This is a genomic window from uncultured Desulfovibrio sp., from assembly GCF_944324525.1.
In the GTDB taxonomy this organism is placed as follows: domain Bacteria; phylum Desulfobacterota; class Desulfovibrionia; order Desulfovibrionales; family Desulfovibrionaceae; genus Desulfovibrio.
The window spans coordinates 16,833-32,853 of sequence record NZ_CALUWS010000033.1; the positions used below are offsets into that span (position 1 = coordinate 16,833).

Here is a 16,021-nt window from a genome sequence, read left to right on the forward strand (position 1 = left end):
TTTCATGCGTGCTGTCGAAGTGCTGCGTTCCGCTCTCATGAGCATGGTGGAAGAAATGGGGCTCTCCTGGCCTGTCAAGGCCGTCATCGAGCCGCCCCGCGACGCCCGTCACGGGGATCTGGCCGTCAACGTGGCCATGCTGCTGGCCAGGGAGGCCGGCAAGAATCCTCGCGAGCTGGCCCAGACGTTCGCCGCCGGGCTGCCGGAACGTTGCGCGGATATCCTCAAGGCCGAGGTGGCCGGGCCGGGCTTCATCAACGTGACCTTCAGCCCGGATTTCTGGCGGCAGACCGTGGCGGACATCGAGGCCGCCGGGACGGACTACGGGCGCAGCCAGGTGGGCGCGGGCCGCAGGACGCTGGTGGAATACGTTTCGGCCAACCCCACGGGCCCGCTGCATGTGGGGCACGGCCGGGGGGCCGCCGTGGGCGACAGTCTGGCCCGTCTGCTGCGGCGCGCGGGCTTTGCCGTGGATACGGAATACTACATCAACGACGCGGGCCTGCAGATGCGCCTGCTGGGTCTTTCCGTCTGGTTGCGGGTGCAGGAGCTCAAGGGCCGTCCCGTGGAGTGGCCGGAGTCCTACTACCGGGGCGAGTACATCATCGACATCGCCCGCGAGATGCTGGCCGAGGACGACGGTCTGGCCGACCTGCCGGAGGCCGAGGGCAAGGAACGCTGCTATGAGCGCGCCATGCGGGACATCCTCAACGGCATCAAGCAGGACCTTGCCGATTTCCGGGTGGAGCATCAGCACTGGTTCTCGGAAAAGACGCTGGTGGAGGGCGGCAAGGTGGCCGAAGCCTTTGCCGCGCTGGATGAGGCGGGCTATACCTACCACAAGGACGACGCCTACTGGTTCGCCACGGAGAAGCTGGGCGACGACAAGGACCGCGTGCTGCGCAAGTCCGACGGCACGCTGACGTATTTCGCCTCGGACATCGCCTACCATCACGACAAGTTCCGGCGCGGCTACCAGTGGCTCATCGACATCTGGGGCGCTGACCATCACGGCTACGTGCCGCGCATGCGCGCCGCCATCGCCGCCATGGGCCAGCCCCGCGAGAGCTTCGACGTGGTGCTCATCCAGCTCGTGAACCTGCTGCAGAACGGCCAGCCCGTCAGCATGTCCACCCGCGCGGGCACCTTCGAGACGCTGGCCGACGTCATCAAGGAAGTGGGCACGGACGCCGCGCGCTTCATGTTCCTTTCCCGCAAGAGCGACAGCCCGCTGGATTTCGACCTGGAGCTGGCCAAGCAGCGCAGTCTGGACAATCCCGTGTACTATGTGCAGTACGCTCATGCCCGCATCTGCGCCGTGCTGCGCCGGGCGGAGGAGCGCGGCATGCGCCTGCCCGACCGTTGCGATCCGGCCCTGCTGGCCGCGCTGGACACGCCGGAAGACATGGCCCTGCTGCGCAAGGCCGCGGGCATGGAAGACATGATCGCCAATGCGGCCCTGACGCTCTCCGTGCATCATGTGAGCCACTACCTCATGGATCTGGCGGGCATGCTGCACAGCTACTACGCCAAGCATCAGGTGCTGGACGCCGCGGACAGCGGACGCAGCCTGGCCCGGCTGGCCCTGCTGCGGGCCATCGGACAGGTGCTGCGCAACGGGCTGGACATCCTGGGCGTGAGCGCGCCCGAGACCATGTAGGCCGCCGGGATACCTCGCGGAGCGCCCTTCGCCCATGCCCCAGCCCCTGCGAAAAGTTCGCCAGCGCATCCCCAAGACGGCGATCCGTCCTCCCCGGGTACTGCTGCATCTGCCGTTCCTGGGCGTGGCGGCCCTGCTGGTCGTGTTTGCCGTGGCCGTGGGCTGGGCCTTCTTCATGGGGGTCATCATCGGTCAGGGGCAGAACCCCGCCGAGCGGGTCAGCGCCATGCTGCATGAACGGCCGCGGGAGACGCCGCCTTCCGAGACGATGACGGCCGGCGAGGCCGTGGCGGATCTGCTGGATCGTCCCCTGCCGTTGCGGAACGGCAGTCAGGGCGAGCGCGCGGAAGCGGCCGCCGGCCATGAGGGAGAAGATCCGGCCCGGGCGTCGGACGGGCAGCAGGCGGCCCCGCAGGCGCAGGAGGCCCAGCCGGCATCCGGCCAGACGGTTTCCGGCCAGGCGGCACAGGGGCGGCAGCCTCAGGAGCAACCTGTCCAGGCCGCGACGGAAGAGCCCAAAGCCTCAGCTTATCCCTTTGCGCGGCCGCAGGGCGAAAGTCTGGCGGCCTGGGGCATCCAGCCCGGCGGGGCGGGGCAGGCCGCGCAGCAGACGCCCGGAACGGCGTCCGCCGCCCGGGAGACGCCTGCCGCCGCGCGCCGCGCCGAACAGAAGGCCGAGCCCAAAAAAACGGAGAAGGCCGAACCCAAATTCGACTACGTCTATCAGGCCGCGGCCTTCCGCGGCAAGGAGGACGGCGACGCCCTGCGGGCCCGGCTGGAAGAGAAGGGCCTGCGGACGCGCCTGCAGAAGAGCGGCAAGGTCTATCTGGTGCAGGTCCTCCTGCGGGGCAGCGAGCGGGAGGCGGAGAACGTCCGCGAGACGTTGCGCCGCATGGGCCTGGGCAAGCCCATCCGTCTTTCCAAAAAAGCGGTCAAATAGGCCGGACATCATACCGGGCGTCGGCGGATGGCGGCGGACGCGCCGAGGCATGCGCCGGACGCGCAAAGGAATGTCATGAACATCTTGCTCCTCCCCGCCCGTCTGGGCGAAACGACGCTTTTCTTTCTGGAGGGCGTGCGCCACATCTTCACCTCGCGGCGCATCTTCATCCGTACCTTGCAGCAGCTGTACGCCATAGGATATCAGTCGTTGTTCGTCATTGCGCTCATCGGCATTTTCTGCGGCATGGTGCTGGGCCTGCAGGGCTACTATACCCTTGTGCAGTTCGGTTCCGTGGGCATGCTCGGTTCGGCCGTCTCCCTTTCGCTCATCCGCGAGCTGGGGCCGGTGCTCACGGCCATCATGCTGGCCGGGCGCGCCGGTTCGTCCATGGCCGCGGAGATCGGCGTCATGCGCATCTCGGATCAGATCGACGCGCTGGACGTCATGGACATCAACTCCATGGCCTATCTGGTGAGTCCGCGCCTGGTGGCCGCGCTCATCTCCTTTCCGCTGCTCACGGCCATCTTCGACACCATCGGCATCATCGGCGGGTATCTGACCGGCGTGACCATGCTGGGCATCAACGAAGGCGCGTATTTCTACCGCATCGCCCATGCGGTGACGCTGGACGACGTGACGGGGGGCTTTCTCAAGTCCGTGGTTTTCGGGCTGCTGGTGACCACGGTCTGCTGTCATCAGGGCTATACCACCCATCAGCGGCGGGACAGCGTGGGGCCGGAAGCCGTGGGCAACGCCACCACGTCGGCGGTGGTCATCTCCTGCGTGCTCATCCTTGTGGCGGACTATGTGCTGACCTCGTTCCTGCTGTGATCCCGTGGAGAGGTCGTCCCCGTGCTTCCGGAGCGGCGGCATGCCGGACGGCGGCGGGAAGGGACGGCCGTCCCTGACGAAAGCGGGCCGCCCGCCCGCGAGAGGAAGATATGAGCGAATTCTCGTTACAAAATCAGGCGGCGGAGAACGCGTCCGCCCCCCAGAAGTGGGACATAACCTTTCGCTCGCTGACCGCCGGTTACGGCGAGCATGTGGTGCTCAGGGACATCGACGCCACCCTGCCCGGCGGCAAGGTCTCCGTCATCCTGGGCGGCTCGGGCTGCGGCAAGTCCACGCTGCTGCGGCACATCATCGGTCTTTCCCGGCCGCTGGGCGGCAGCGTGCACATCGGCGGACAGGATATGTTCGCTCTGCCGGCCGCGCAGGCCCGGCGCATCCGCCGCCGTATGGGCGTCCTGTTTCAGGACGGGGCGCTGCTCGGCGCGCTGAGCCTCGTGCAGAACGTGGCCCTGCCCCTGACGGAACATGTCCGCCTGCCCAAGGCCGTCATCCGGGAAGCGGCGCTGCGGGTGCTGCGGCTGGTGGGGCTGGAGGACTTCGCCGACTACTATCCCAACCAGCTTTCCGGCGGCATGCGCAAACGGGCCGGGCTGGCGCGGGCCATCATCGCCGAGCCGCGCATCCTGCTCTGCGACGAGCCGACCTCCGGCCTCGATCCCATCACCGCCGCCCGTATGGACGCGCTCCTGCTCTCCCTGCACGAGCGTTTCCCGGACATGAGCATCGTGGTGGTCAGTCACGATCTGGACAGCCTGCGGACTATCGCCGACCATGTGCTGGTGCTGCGCGAGGGCAGCGCGCTCTTTTCCGGTTCGCTGGCGGAACTGGAAGCCTGCGACGATCCCTATCTGCGCCGGTTCCTGCGGCGTGAAGCCGATGCCGGAGACGTGGCGGCGCAGGATTCCGAAAGCGATCCGCAGGTCCGCCAGGCCATCGCCGCCTGGCTGGATGCCTGAAGCTTTTTTTGCGGCGCGGGCCGGCGGGCTTGAATCTTCCCGCCGTGCTGCGTATAACCTCTTATCGATGCCGGAAGGAAAAAGGAGTCCGCATGAACGGTTTTCGTCAGACTGCCGTGGGGATTTTCGTTCTGCTGGGCTTGGTGTGTGTGGCCTATCTCACCATCAAGCTGGGCCGCATGGAGCTGTTCGAGACAAAGGGCTTTGAGCTGAATGCCCGCTTCAATTCCGTCAGCGGCCTGCGCGTGGGCGCGGACGTGGAGATGGCCGGCGTGCCCGTGGGCCGTGTGGCCGCCATCACGCTGGATGACGATCCCGTACGCCGGCAGGCGCTGGTGCGCCTCGTGCTGGACAGGGATCTGAAGCTTTCCACCGATACCATCGCCTCGATAAAGACCAGCGGTCTCATCGGGGACAAATACGTCAATCTGCAACCCGGTGGACTGGATGATGTTCTGGCTTCCGGCGATACGCTGGAAGAAACGGAGTCCGCCGTGGATCTGGAATCGCTTATCGGCAAATATGCCTTTGGAGGGGTCTAACCTATGTCGTATGCCCGTAACGGACGCCGTGCGTCCTCACTGTTGTTGTCTCTGGCGGCGCTGTTGTGCTGCCTTGCCGTATTTTCCGTCCGGCCCGCCGCGGCGAGCCCTGCCCGTGACACGCTGGAAAGATCCGTGACCGCCATCCTCGACTGCATCAAGGACCCGGCCTACGCCAATGCGGCCACGCGTCCCGCCCAGCGGGAAAAGATCGCCGGCCTCGTGCGGCAGATCTTCGATTTCCAGGAGTTCGCCATCCGCACGGCCGGGCCGCGCTGGAAGACCTTCACGCCCGATCAGCAGAAGCGTTTTACCGATGCCTTTGCCGATCTGCTGCTGACCACCTACATCAGCAAGGTCGACGGCTATAACGGCGAACAGGTCGCCTACACCGGCGAGGCGGCCAACAAGGAGCAGACCCGCGTCGAGGAACGCACCATCGTCACCCTGGGCGGCGGCAAGAAGGTGCCCGTGGCCTACCGCATGATGCTCAAGGACGGAGCCTGGCGCTGCTATGACGTGCTCATCGAGAACGTGAGTCTGGTCAAGAACTACCGGACCCAGTTCCAGGATATCCTCGCCAATGCCGCGCCCGATGAACTTATCAGCCGCGTGCAGGCCAAGGCCAAGGAAGCCGCCGCCAATGCCAAGTAAGCGTGTGATCTTTGCGGGGGCGGCCACGGCCGCCCTCCGCCGTATGCTGGCCTGCGCGGCCCTGCTGCTCCTCATGGCCGCCACGGGCGCGCAGGCCAAGCCCACCTATACGCGTCTTTCCCCGGAACCGGCCCGACAGCAGCCGTCCAGCCTCTACGATGCCGAAAGCCCGGCCCTGCCCGCCGGGGCCGTCAGCGTCACGCCGTCGGATGCGGAGCTCTCGGACAGCCTGGACGATTACGACGAAGCGCCGGCGGAGAGCATCGCCGACCCGCTGGAGCCGTGGAACCGTTTCTGGTTCGCCTTCAACGACGTGTTCTATCTCTATGTGGCGGATCCGGTCTATTCTTTTTACGAGACCATCACGCCCGCGCAGTTCCGGCGCGGCATGTCCAATCTCTACAAGCATGCCCTTTTCCCGACGCGCTTTGTGAACAATATCCTCCAGTTCCGTTTCAAGGAAGCGGGGGTGGAGTTCGGGCGCTTCATCATCAATACCTTTGTGGGCTTCGGCGTGGTGGACGTGGCCAAGCACAAGAAGACCCTCGTACCGGTCGATCCCAGCGGCGAGGACTTCGGGCAGACGCTGGGTCGCTGGGGCCTCGGGCACGGCTGTTATCTGGTGCTTCCCTTCCTGGGGCCGAGCTCGCTGCGCGACGGCATCGGCCGCATAGGCGACTGTTTCACCGATCCCATGTTCTATGTGTACCCCTGGGAGTTGGCCACGGCCTCGGAGCTCTGGTTGCGCTTCAATACGCTGGATACGCTGCTGCCCACCTACAAAAGTCTGAAAGACGCCGCCGTGGACCCCTATATCGCCACGCGTGAGGCCTACACGGCCTATCGCAAACAGCAGGTCATCCGCTGACGCGGCCCGTTGCGGCAGGCCTTCCCCGGGCGGGCTTCAGCCCGCCCCGACCGGCCGTGAACGCGGCGCGCGGCCTGCGCTCCGATCCTTTCCGTCATGGCGGCTTTCCGCCGGCGGCAACCTGTCTGCTCCGGGAGGATGCATCATGTCCCTTTCCACCACGCCCGGCGGTCGCTGCGCCGAGAGCGGCACTCCGGCGGACGCCCGCGGGGCCGGGCCCCTGCTGCGGCTGGAGGGGCTGAACGTCTCCTTTGCCGCCGAGGAAGGTCTGCTGCCCGCCGTGCAGGATCTGCGTCTTGACCTGACGGCCGCCGCCATCACCTGCCTTGTGGGCGAGTCCGGCTGCGGCAAGAGCCTGACGGCACGGGCCATCCTGCGGCTCATGCCGCCGCAGGCCCGTCTTGGGGGGCGTATCCTCTACCGGGGGGAGGATTTGCTCTCCCTTCCCGAAGAACGCATGCGGGCCCTGCGTGGACGGCATCTGGCCATGATCTTCCAGGAGCCCATGACGGCCCTCAATCCGGTGTTGCGGGTGGGCGATCAGGCAGCCGAAGCGCTGCGCCTGCATGCGGGCCTCACGGCCGCCCAGGCACGGACCGAGGTCATCCGCCTGTTCGGGGAGGTGGGCATCCCGGCCGCGGCGGAACGCTATGCCGAATATCCACACCAGCTTTCCGGCGGCATGCGTCAACGCATCATGATCGCGGCGGCCCTGAGCTGCCGCCCGGACATCCTGCTGGCCGACGAACCGACCACGGCGCTGGACGCCACCCTGCAGGGGCAGATCCTGTATCTGATCCGCGAGCAGGCGCAGGCGCGCGGCATGGCGGTGCTGCTCATCACCCATGACCTGGGCGTGGTGGCACGCGTGGCCGCGCAGGTGGGCATCATGTACGCGGGCCATCTTGTGGAATTCGGTCCCACGGCGGAGGTCTTCGCCCGACCCCTGCATCCCTATACCCGGGGCCTTATGGAGTCGTCCCCGTCGCGGGCCCCGCTGGGCGCATCACGCCTGCCCGCCATCCCCGGCAGCGTGCCGCCGCTGGGGCAGCGGGGCGCGGGGTGCCCCTTTGCGCCACGCTGCGGCCAGGCCCTGCCGGTCTGCCGCCAGAGTCTGCCGGACGAACGGGCGGAAGGCGGCCACCGGGTGCGCTGCTGGCTGCATGCGGCCTCGTAGGGCAATACTCTCCGTTTGTTTGGGGGGAAGGGGAACCTGTCGATGCCTGTAAGGCCTTACGGCCTAACGGGCACAGCCTGCGGCCGCCTTTCGGTCGCGCTCTGCTGTCGATGCTCGTAGCTTCCTACGTCGCAACGAGCACGGCCCTGCGGGCCGCCTTTCGGTCGCCGCCGGCGCGGGAGGGCCCAGCCTTTTTCGTAGCGAAGCGCGAAAAGGCGTTCCCGTGACCTTCCCCCCAAGCCCCCCCAACGCTTCCCCAGCGCGCTTTTATCAGGGCCTGTGGCTGGGGCTCTGGCGGTTCCTTTTGCCACCCCTTCAGCCGTTTGGACGCTGCCATGAGCCGACGCTATACCAGCGGGCAGTTCGCCCGTCTCTGTCACACCACCAAGGAAACGCTGTTCCATTACGACAGGCTCGGCCTTTTGCGCCCCCAGCGCAAGGGGGAGAACGGCTACCGCTACTATGACGTCCGGCAGTTCCTGCAATTCGACATGATCACGCTGTTCAAGGATACGGGCACGCCTCTCAGGGAGATGCGCGCCTGTCTTGCCGCCGCGGCTGAAGGGGACATCCTGCCGCTGCTGGAAGAACAGGCCGGACGACTGGCCGAGGAGCGGCGCAGACTGGCGGAGCGGGAGCAGCTCGTGGCCAGTCTGCTGCATGTGGTGCGGGAGGCAAGAGCCACGGAGCCGGACCGTCTGCTGTTGCGGCATATGCCCGCATCCCGTTGGGAACGTCTGCCGCAGCCCATGCGGGGGCTGGATACGGAAGCGGGCATGATCCAGGCCTCGGCGTTCTTTATGGAGAGTTACCGGCGAGCCGGGCGCACGCCTGGTCTGCCGACGGGCCTTGTCTACGAAGTGGACGATTTTCTGGCAGGCAGGCTGGCAGAGTCCGCTCTTTTTGGCCCTGCCGGTGAGGAGACGCCGCCGGAACGGCTTTGGGAGGCTCCGTCCGGCCTGCATGCCGTCTACGCCCACCGCGGTTCATGGGAAGAACAGATTGCCTGCTGGCGGACATTGCCTGACCTGCTGCGCTCACAAGGGCTGCAGCCTGCCGGTCCGGTACGTATGTTGGAAATGGGCAGTTATGCCCTGACCGGCAACAGCACGGAATGCGTCATGCACTGCCACATTCCCGTTATATCGCCGAAGGCGGACGGGCAGGAAGTCGGACTGAGCGCGGAACAAGGGCAAGCGACGCTCTGAGGGCAGGCCCTTTCCCCGTGCGGCGTGCGACCAGCCCCGGGCTGTCCGAGGCCGGCCGCGTGGCGGATGTCCAGATCCCTTACTCCTGGATGTCCCGGTGGCAGAACCACCAGTCGTACCCCTCATGCTCGTCAAGACGGCGGCGTGCGCTTTCCTGATCAGCGGCGGGCGGCACGATGACACGCCGCCCGATCAGCTCATTGGCGGGCCAGCCTGCGGGGACGGCGCAGGCCGCCGCATCCGAAGTCTGGAGAGCCTTGAGGACGCGCAGGATCTCATCCATGTTCCGCCCCACTTCCTGGGGATAATAGAGCATGAGGCGCAGGATGCCCTTGGGATCAACCACAAAGACCGCCCGTACGGTATTGCTGCCCTTGCCGGGATGAAGCATGCCGAGCTGTTCGGCGATCTTTCCCCTGTCATCGGCAATGACGGGAAATTCAATCTCCACATCCAGCTTTTCCTTGATCCATTCCAGCCATTTGATGTGGGAAAAGACCTGATCGATGGACAGGCCCACCAGCATGGTATTCAGGGCGCGGAATTGTTCCATGCGTTTCTGGAAGGCCACGAATTCCGTAGTGCAGACCGGCGTGAAATCCGCCGGATGACTGAAGAGCACCAGCCATTTGCCCGCGCAGTCACGCGGCAGGGTCAGGCTGCCCTGCGTGGTTTGTGCGGTGATTTCAGGAAAAGCCTGACCAAGCAGTGGGAGTGAGTTTGTCTGACTCATATGATGAACCTCAGATTGAAATTGATTTTCATTTCCAATAAAGAGGGCCACGAAAAATGTCAAGCAAGAAAAAAAGGCAGCGCACGGCGCTGCCCTGATGAGGGGCGAAGTCATGACGCGTCAGCTTCTCCCAGAAACAGGGGCGTCCACCCCGTCCTGTGAAGCGGCGACCGATCCCTTTGAGCTTTCACGGAAGAGCAGGCTGCTCGCCATGAGCAGCAGGCCCAGCAGCAGCGGCAGGAGCAGGGCCGTGGGCAGTCCGTACCATTGGGCAAGCCAGCCGATGCCCGGCGGGATGACGAGCAGGCCCGCATATCCCAGTGTGGCTATGGCGGTGGTGGCGCGCTGGGGGCTGATGTCGTCGCGGGAACCGGCACGACTGAGCAGGACGGGCATGATGGGGGCCATGCCTGCGCCCGTCAAGGCGTAGCCCGCCAGACAGAGTACGGGCCACGGGGAAAGCAGCACGATGGCCAGCCCGCAGACGGCGGCTGTGGTGCTGCGCAGCAGCAGGGAAAAATCCCCCCAGCGCCGGCGCAGGCCGTCCCCCAGCAAACGGCTCAGGGCGATGGTCACGGAGAAGGCCCCGAAGCCCAGGGCGGCGACGCTTTCCGGCGCTCCCTTGACCGTATGCAGCAAGAGCGCGCTCCATTCCGCGCAGGATCCTTCCACGGCATAGGCCGACAGTGCCAGAAACCCGCAAAGATAGATGAACAGGGGGACGCCTCGTCCAGGCCGCTCTTTGACGGCGGTGGGGCTGTCCGCCTTGTCAGGCAGCAGGAATGACGAACACAGGAACCAGCCGCCGAGCAGACAGCCCGTCATCGTCACGAAAGTGACGAGCGGCGTGGCTCCAAGGGCCGCGAAGACGGCTCCCAGCAGGGAGCCGCCCAGCCCGCCGAAACTGTAGCAGGCATGCAGGCCGGACAGGCAGTTGTGGCGCAGGCGCTGTTCCAGCAGGATCCCTTGCGTGTTCATGGCCACGTCGGCAAGGGCGAAGCAGGCGCCCAGCAGGCCGCAGGCCGCACAGAAGAGAGTCCCGGTGGGCGCCAGACCGCATAGCGGCAGCGAGAGCAGCAGACAGGCGCTCCCCAGCCGAAGTATGGCCTGCGTGCTCCAGCGGCGTTGCAGGGCATGCATGGCCGCAAAACCGGCCAGACTTCCGCAGCCGAGACACAGCATGGCCATGCCGACGAGGGCTTCGCCCGCCTGGAGCTGTTCTCGCAGGGCGGGCAGTCTGGCCGTCAGCAGGCCGTATACGCTGCCGGTGCTGCAAAAAAAGAAGATTATGGCCCGACGAGCCTTGCGCAATTGACCTTTCATGGGAAATGCCTCTCCTCATGGTTTGGGGTGCAGGGACAGGACCATGCTAAACTATGGGGTAAGACAAGGGTCAAGAGGCGAAAGGACTTTTGACAGGGAAAATCTGTCGCCGGCCGGCTGACCGGATGAAGACGGCGGCCCACAGGACGTGCACGTACGGCGGCGGACGAAAAAGGACTGCCGTCCCGGCGGCAGAAAGCGGAACGGCGCGATAGAAAAAAACGCCCGTCGCGCATGCGCGACGGGCGTTGCTGACTAGGGCCTGTTAACACTATTTGCTGTCTGTTTGGGGGGAGGGGACCCCCTCGCTCTGCTGTCGATGCCTGTAAGGCCTTACGGCCTAACAGGCACGGCCCTGCGGCCGCCTTTCGGTCGCGCTCTGCTGTCGATGCCCGTAAGGCTCCTGCGTCGCCTAACGGGCACGGCCTACGGCCGCCTTTCGGTCGCCGCCGGCGCGGGAGAGGTTCCCCTTCCCCCCAAGCCCGCCATCCCTTCCCCAGCGCGCTTTTGCCAAAGGAAGATACGGGGAACGAGACGACCCCACCCCCAAAGGCAAGCGGAGTGTGTACGGTCTATTTGTTTTATCTGTTGAAATTATTTGTAAAATTAGTGTTAACAGGCCCTAAGGCGTTTTATCTTTGAAAAAATAAAAGGCGAGGCGGCGCTGTGCCGCCTCGCCTTTTGTTTTTTCCAAGGCAAAAGGCTCTAGAAGCCCTTGCTGTCGAAGAGGCCGCCGCTCTTGCCCTGGAAGGGCTTGAGCGAAGGATCGACCCAGTAGAGGATCTCGTGGCCCATATCCCAGGCCAGAGTACGCACGATGAAGCCCGCCGCGTCCACCGGGTTCCGTTCCTTGATGGAGAAGAGGTAGAAGTCGTGCACCTGACGGGCTTCCATCAGGCCGCCCTGCGCCATCGACCAGAGCAGCATGCCGGACTTGACGTCATAGATCTCCACAGCAAGGGAAACGGAGCTCTCGCCGCCGGATGCGCCGTCCATGAAATGGTTGATGTACCCGCCGATGACGAGTTCCGCCCCTTCACGCCGGGCAAGGTAGAGGGCGCGATTCGGATCGTAGGGGCCGGCTTCGGGCTCGTACTGCAGGGTCTGGAAGGCATTGAGCGAGAGCCAGATCTGCCAGAACTGGCGGGTTATCTGATCCGCCACAGTCAAGGCGCCCGCCGTCTGCTGCATCATGCGGAAGGGCACGAACAGCGCCTTGGGCCGGTGCCCGGCCGGGCGCAACGGCGAGACGTAGACAGCGGGGTACTGCCGGCGGACGTAATTATCTATCTGGAACTGGAACGGCGTGCTGAAGTCGCCGGTGGTGGTGAAGCTCTGGGGACTGTCGTCCGGAGCTTTGGTGCAGCCCGGCTGGGTGGAAAGGCAGAGCAGCAGGGCAAAGACGACAAAGACGGAAGAGCGGGCGCTGGGACGCATACGGAACTCCTGCGAGGGCCGCCGTGCGTCTCCCGCGCACAGCGTCATGAAGGTCTGGGCCGCGATGCCGCCTGTCATAAGTTTGGCGGAGGCGGCAATGCCATGAAAGTGCTAGCTAAATTCATGCCATAACTCAAGAGATAATTTTATTGCAAATGGTTATGATGAGTTATGTGCAGGCAGCCGGCTGGGATCACCCGCCGGCGCGGGCGGACCGACGCCGTTTCGTCGGTGGACCGCATGGCCGCACCGGACAACAAGATACTGTGACTGCAAACAAAGACATGTCTGGAGAAAATAGTAACAAAGTGTCTTTTTTTGTGGGCAATATTGTGCTATTGCCTGTCATAAGGCAAACGATAATGAAGTGAAAACGCGTCCGTGTGCAGGTGATAGACGGAGAAAAATAACGTTAAGCATGTATGTATAAATAAGATAAAAAGTGAAATATTCCTAAAAAGCCATTTAAATTCGGTAGATTGATTTTTGTATTTCGTCAAAGAGCTTCTATGTGGATTCCTGTCGAAAACATCCTTTTTCGTCGGAAATGCGGGAAGGGGCAAAAAGAGGAAAGAGCTGGAATGAACTTTGATAGTGCTGGTGCCAAAATTCACTATCATCGTCAAAGGAGATTCCCATGAGCGAAGAACGACTACGCCTGGAAGCCAACCTCATTTCCCGTCTGGACAGGATGCCCATGAACCGGGAAGTCCGTTTACTTGTCGGACTGTTGTCGCTCTGCTGGGTCATGGAAGCTTTCGATATCGGCATGATCGGACAGGTCCTGCTGGTGCTGAAGCAACTCTGGGATCTGGACCCGAGCATGATCGGTCTGCTCGGCTCCTGCTCCACGGTCGGCGTCGTCATCGGCACCGCTTCGGCGGGCTTTTTGACGGACCGCTACGGCCGCAAGCGCGTGCTGCTCTGGGGGGTGTTCATCTTCACCTTCTTCACGCTCATCGGCAGCCTGTTCGCGCATATCGGCTGGATCGTCGCCATGCGCTTCATCGCCGGCCTCGGGGCCGGGGCGGTGTTCCCCCTTCCTTATCTGATGATCTCCGAGATCGCGCCATCGCGGTCGCGCGGCAACCTTGTGTGCGTATGCAACGCCATCCTGACCGCTGCCTATTGCCTGCCGACGCTCTGCGGCTCCTGGGCCATCAGGACGTTTGAACTGGAGACCGCCTGGCGCATCCCCTTCATCGTGGGCGGGATCCCCATTTTCTGTCTGTACCTCTTCCACCGCTGGCTGCCCGAATCGCCGCGCTGGCTCATGAAGAAGGGCCGTCACGAGGAAGTGCGGCAGCTCGTGGAGCGTCTGGAATGCAGCGCCGGCGTGCCGCATGACGATACCTATGTGGACGAGGCCGTGCTGCGCAACCTGCGTCAGGCCTCGATCAGCGTCAAGTCCACGTCCAGCCAGTGGACGCGCCTTTTCCGCTCGCCGTATCTGAGCCGTTCGCTCGTTTCCTGGTCCATGTTCTCCGCCGGCCTCATCACGTGGTACGTCGTGCTGGTCTATGTGCCGACCATCCTCACCAACTACGGTTTCGCGCCCTCCAATTCCGTCATCCTGGCCGGCGTCATGACCGTTCTCGGGGGCATCGGTTCCATCGTCATGGGGCCGCTGGCCGACAAGTACGGCCGCAAGCCCATCTGGAGCCTTTACGTCATCATCACCATCATCGCGCTTTTCATGTTGACCGCCACGGAAAGCATCACCGCTTTGCTGGTCATCGGCGCGCTGGTCGCCTTTTTCGGCACCGGCATCATGCCCATCTGCAAGGTATATGTGGCTGAACAGTATCCGACGGAGCTGCGCGGCGTAGGTACGGGCTTTGGCGAGGCCGTCTCCCGCATCGTGGGCGGCGTGCTGGCGACGTACTATCTGGCCTTCTTCCTTGATCTTGGCGGGATGCAGGCGGTCTTTACCTTCATGGCCGTGGCCTTCGGCATCGCCATCGTCGCGCTCTGGATATGGGGACAGGAGACAGCCCGGCGCAGCGTGGAAGCTACCGCCGCGGAATCCGAGGAGAAGAAGGCATGACGACCAGCCATACGACCACCATCGCCGCCGTGGCCGAACAGCTGCGGCAGGGCAGCCTGACCATCCCCGATCTGCTGTGGCGGTGTCGCCGCCGCATCGCCGACCTCAACGACCGGCTCAATGCCGTCGTCACGCTGGCCCCTGACGTCGAGGCTCAGGCGGAACAGCGGGAAGAAGAGCTGCGTACCGGCAAGGATCGCGGCCCCCTGCACGGCATCCCGCTGCTCGTCAAGGACAATATCGACGTGGCCGGCATGCCCAGCACCGTCGCGAGCCCCATATTCGCCTCCGCTCTTCCGGCCGCTACGGATGCCGCCGTCATCGCCGGCCTGCGCGAAGCGGGCGCCATCATCCTTGGCAAGACCAATATGGACGAGTTCGCGGCCCATGTCAGCGGTCGGACGTCCTGCTGGGGGCCGACGGTCAATCCCTGGCACATGTCGCGCAACTGCTCGCCCGGGGGCTCTTCCAGCGGCAGCGCCGCCGCGGCGGCGGCAGGCATGTGCCTCGCCGCGCTGGGGACGGATACGGGCGGATCGGTACGGCTGCCCGCCGCCTGGTGCGGTCTTTTCGGGCTGCGCCCGAGCTGGGGACTGCTCCCCATGCGGGGCATCTATCCGCGTGCGGCCAGCATGGACGTGCCCGGCGTCTTTACCCGCTCGCCCGGGGACATGATCCCGCTGCTGCGGGCCATGCTCGGGAGCGATCTGCCGCCGGCAGCCCGGACGGGAAAGCCCCGCGTGGGCATCATGTCGCGTCTCATCCGTCAGCTGGCCGGATCTCTGGACGGCGTGAACGAGTGTTATGAAGAAGCGGTAGAGCGCTGGACAGGCCTCGGCTGCACGCTTGTCGAGGTGGCCTTCCCGCTGTTGACGGACGCGGAGGTCGGCAGCGTGGTGGACCGGCTGCGCAGTTATGAGTTTTACCGCGACGTCAGCAAGGATGTGGAGACAAGCCCGGCCAGAAAACGCATGAACGCCGTCCCGGCTGCGGACTACGCGGCCGGCCGGGACCTGCCGGACAGCCTGCTGCAGGCGGCGCAAAACCGGCGGCGGGAACTGGCGGAAGCCACGCAGAGCTTCTTTGCCGGGGAAGATTTGGACGCGCTCCTGCTGCCGGCGGCGCTCATGACGGCTCCGCGTCTGGACGCTCCGGCCGAAGTCTACGGCAAGGCCCGTCTGCTCATGAACCTGTTCAGCATCACCGGCAATCCCGTGCTGGTCTATCCGGGCGGAAGCATCGACGGCATGCCCTTCGGCATGCAGCTGGTCGGCCCCGTGCGGACGGAGGCCCGGCTCATCGAACTTGCCGGACTCTATGAGGGGCAATTCCATCCCTTTGCCGCGCCGCCGTCCTCGCCTGGACGCGGCGGGAAATAAGCCGCCCGGCTTCTCCCCGCCCCGCCTGAAAGGGGCATGCCCGGCCTGACATCCTTTGCACGCCGGGAGACGCCCCCTCAGCAACTCCCGTAAAAAAACCACCCGCATGGCGGGTGGTTTTTTCAGCTCGTCACGCATCCCGCCGGAGGATCATGATGTTGCTGACTCTAGGGTCAGGACTCATTATTTCCATACGCTTCAAAAAAGAGTAGGTATGGAGACGGAGGTTACCATGTCTACTC

At 64.5% G+C, this 16,021-nt stretch carries 14 protein-coding genes; 11 read left to right on the plus strand and 3 right to left on the minus strand.

Annotation, left to right across the window (positions count from 1 at the left end):
- Positions 1-4: 4 nt before the first annotated feature.
- The 9 genes from argS (at position 5) to Q0K12_RS09015 (ending at position 8,860) form a co-directional block, all read left to right on the plus strand.
- The gene (gene argS, locus Q0K12_RS08975) at positions 5-1,660 is read left to right on the plus strand and encodes an arginine--tRNA ligase (protein ID WP_297262137.1); all 1,656 of its coding nucleotides are present in this window, start codon (positions 5-7) and stop codon (positions 1,658-1,660) included.
- Between the two features lie 34 nt (positions 1,661-1,694).
- Complete coding sequence (locus tag Q0K12_RS08980) at positions 1,695-2,600, plus strand: SPOR domain-containing protein (protein ID WP_297262139.1); 906 nt, start codon at positions 1,695-1,697, stop codon at positions 2,598-2,600.
- A 75-nt stretch (positions 2,601-2,675) separates the two neighbouring features.
- The gene (locus Q0K12_RS08985) at positions 2,676-3,434 is read left to right on the plus strand and encodes an ABC transporter permease (protein ID WP_297262141.1); all 759 of its coding nucleotides are present in this window, start codon (positions 2,676-2,678) and stop codon (positions 3,432-3,434) included.
- Positions 3,435-3,544: 110 nt separating this feature from the next.
- Positions 3,545-4,411: an ATP-binding cassette domain-containing protein gene (locus Q0K12_RS08990; RefSeq protein WP_297262143.1), complete on the plus strand. Its 867-nt coding sequence runs from the start codon at positions 3,545-3,547 to the stop codon at positions 4,409-4,411.
- 92 nt (positions 4,412-4,503) lie between these two features.
- Positions 4,504-4,953, plus strand: a complete 450-nt coding sequence (gene mlaD / locus Q0K12_RS08995) for an outer membrane lipid asymmetry maintenance protein MlaD (protein ID WP_297262145.1) — start codon at positions 4,504-4,506, stop codon at positions 4,951-4,953.
- 3 nt (positions 4,954-4,956) lie between these two features.
- Positions 4,957-5,607, plus strand: coding sequence for an ABC transporter substrate-binding protein (locus Q0K12_RS09000; protein WP_297262147.1), 651 nt, complete (start codon positions 4,957-4,959; stop codon positions 5,605-5,607).
- The gene (locus Q0K12_RS09005) at positions 5,597-6,475 is read left to right on the plus strand and encodes a VacJ family lipoprotein (RefSeq protein ID WP_297262149.1); all 879 of its coding nucleotides are present in this window, start codon (positions 5,597-5,599) and stop codon (positions 6,473-6,475) included. Before Q0K12_RS09000 ends, Q0K12_RS09005 begins: the two co-directional genes overlap by 11 nt.
- A 145-nt stretch (positions 6,476-6,620) precedes the next feature.
- A complete protein-coding gene (locus Q0K12_RS09010) occupies positions 6,621-7,652 on the plus strand; it encodes an ABC transporter ATP-binding protein (protein ID WP_297262151.1) in 1,032 nt (343 codons plus the stop codon).
- Positions 7,653-7,987: 335 nt separating this feature from the next.
- Positions 7,988-8,860 carry a MerR family transcriptional regulator gene (locus Q0K12_RS09015; RefSeq protein WP_297262152.1) on the plus strand — a complete coding sequence of 291 codons (873 nt, stop codon included), beginning with the start codon at positions 7,988-7,990 and terminating at the stop codon, positions 8,858-8,860.
- A 79-nt stretch (positions 8,861-8,939) separates the two neighbouring features.
- Here the strand turns inward: Q0K12_RS09015 and Q0K12_RS09020 are convergent, their stop codons facing one another.
- The 3 genes from Q0K12_RS09020 to Q0K12_RS09030 form a co-directional block, all read right to left on the minus strand.
- Positions 8,940-9,593: a peroxiredoxin gene (locus Q0K12_RS09020; protein WP_297262154.1), complete on the minus strand. Its 654-nt coding sequence runs from the start codon at positions 9,591-9,593 to the stop codon at positions 8,940-8,942.
- Between the two features lie 120 nt (positions 9,594-9,713).
- Positions 9,714-10,916, minus strand: coding sequence for an MFS transporter (locus tag Q0K12_RS09025; RefSeq protein ID WP_297262155.1), 1,203 nt, complete (start codon positions 10,914-10,916; stop codon positions 9,714-9,716).
- A gap of 705 nt (positions 10,917-11,621) precedes the next feature.
- Positions 11,622-12,353 carry a hypothetical protein gene (locus Q0K12_RS09030; RefSeq protein WP_297262157.1) on the minus strand — a complete coding sequence of 244 codons (732 nt, stop codon included), beginning with the start codon at positions 12,351-12,353 and terminating at the stop codon, positions 11,622-11,624.
- A 637-nt stretch (positions 12,354-12,990) separates the two neighbouring features.
- Here Q0K12_RS09030 and Q0K12_RS09035 point away from each other — a divergent pair.
- The gene (locus Q0K12_RS09035; RefSeq protein WP_297262160.1) at positions 12,991-14,400 is read left to right on the plus strand and encodes an MFS transporter; all 1,410 of its coding nucleotides are present in this window, start codon (positions 12,991-12,993) and stop codon (positions 14,398-14,400) included.
- The gene (locus Q0K12_RS09040) at positions 14,397-15,779 is read left to right on the plus strand and encodes an amidase (RefSeq protein ID WP_297262162.1); all 1,383 of its coding nucleotides are present in this window, start codon (positions 14,397-14,399) and stop codon (positions 15,777-15,779) included. The genes Q0K12_RS09035 and Q0K12_RS09040 overlap by 4 nt, the downstream gene beginning before the upstream one ends.
- The last annotated feature ends 242 nt before the right edge of the window (positions 15,780-16,021 follow it).

Coding starts and splice junctions, on each gene's coding strand:
- Q0K12_RS09025 (WP_297262155.1), bottom strand. CDS start 10,916: ATGAAAGGTCAATTGCGCAAGGCTCGTCGGGCCATAATCTTCTTTTTT.
- Q0K12_RS08990 (WP_297262143.1), top strand. CDS start 3,545: ATGAGCGAATTCTCGTTACAAAATCAGGCGGCGGAGAACGCGTCCGCC.
- Q0K12_RS09040 (WP_297262162.1), top strand. CDS start 14,397: ATGACGACCAGCCATACGACCACCATCGCCGCCGTGGCCGAACAGCTG.
- mlaD (WP_297262145.1), top strand. CDS start 4,504: ATGAACGGTTTTCGTCAGACTGCCGTGGGGATTTTCGTTCTGCTGGGC.
- Q0K12_RS08985 (WP_297262141.1), top strand. CDS start 2,676: ATGAACATCTTGCTCCTCCCCGCCCGTCTGGGCGAAACGACGCTTTTC.
- Q0K12_RS09010 (WP_297262151.1), top strand. CDS start 6,621: ATGTCCCTTTCCACCACGCCCGGCGGTCGCTGCGCCGAGAGCGGCACT.
- Q0K12_RS09030 (WP_297262157.1), bottom strand. CDS start 12,353: ATGCGTCCCAGCGCCCGCTCTTCCGTCTTTGTCGTCTTTGCCCTGCTG.
- Q0K12_RS09035 (WP_297262160.1), top strand. CDS start 12,991: ATGAGCGAAGAACGACTACGCCTGGAAGCCAACCTCATTTCCCGTCTG.
- argS (WP_297262137.1), top strand. CDS start 5: ATGCGTGCTGTCGAAGTGCTGCGTTCCGCTCTCATGAGCATGGTGGAA.
- Q0K12_RS09005 (WP_297262149.1), top strand. CDS start 5,597: ATGCCAAGTAAGCGTGTGATCTTTGCGGGGGCGGCCACGGCCGCCCTC.
- Q0K12_RS08980 (WP_297262139.1), top strand. CDS start 1,695: ATGCCCCAGCCCCTGCGAAAAGTTCGCCAGCGCATCCCCAAGACGGCG.
- Q0K12_RS09000 (WP_297262147.1), top strand. CDS start 4,957: ATGTCGTATGCCCGTAACGGACGCCGTGCGTCCTCACTGTTGTTGTCT.
- Q0K12_RS09015 (WP_297262152.1), top strand. CDS start 7,988: ATGAGCCGACGCTATACCAGCGGGCAGTTCGCCCGTCTCTGTCACACC.
- Q0K12_RS09020 (WP_297262154.1), bottom strand. CDS start 9,593: ATGAGTCAGACAAACTCACTCCCACTGCTTGGTCAGGCTTTTCCTGAA.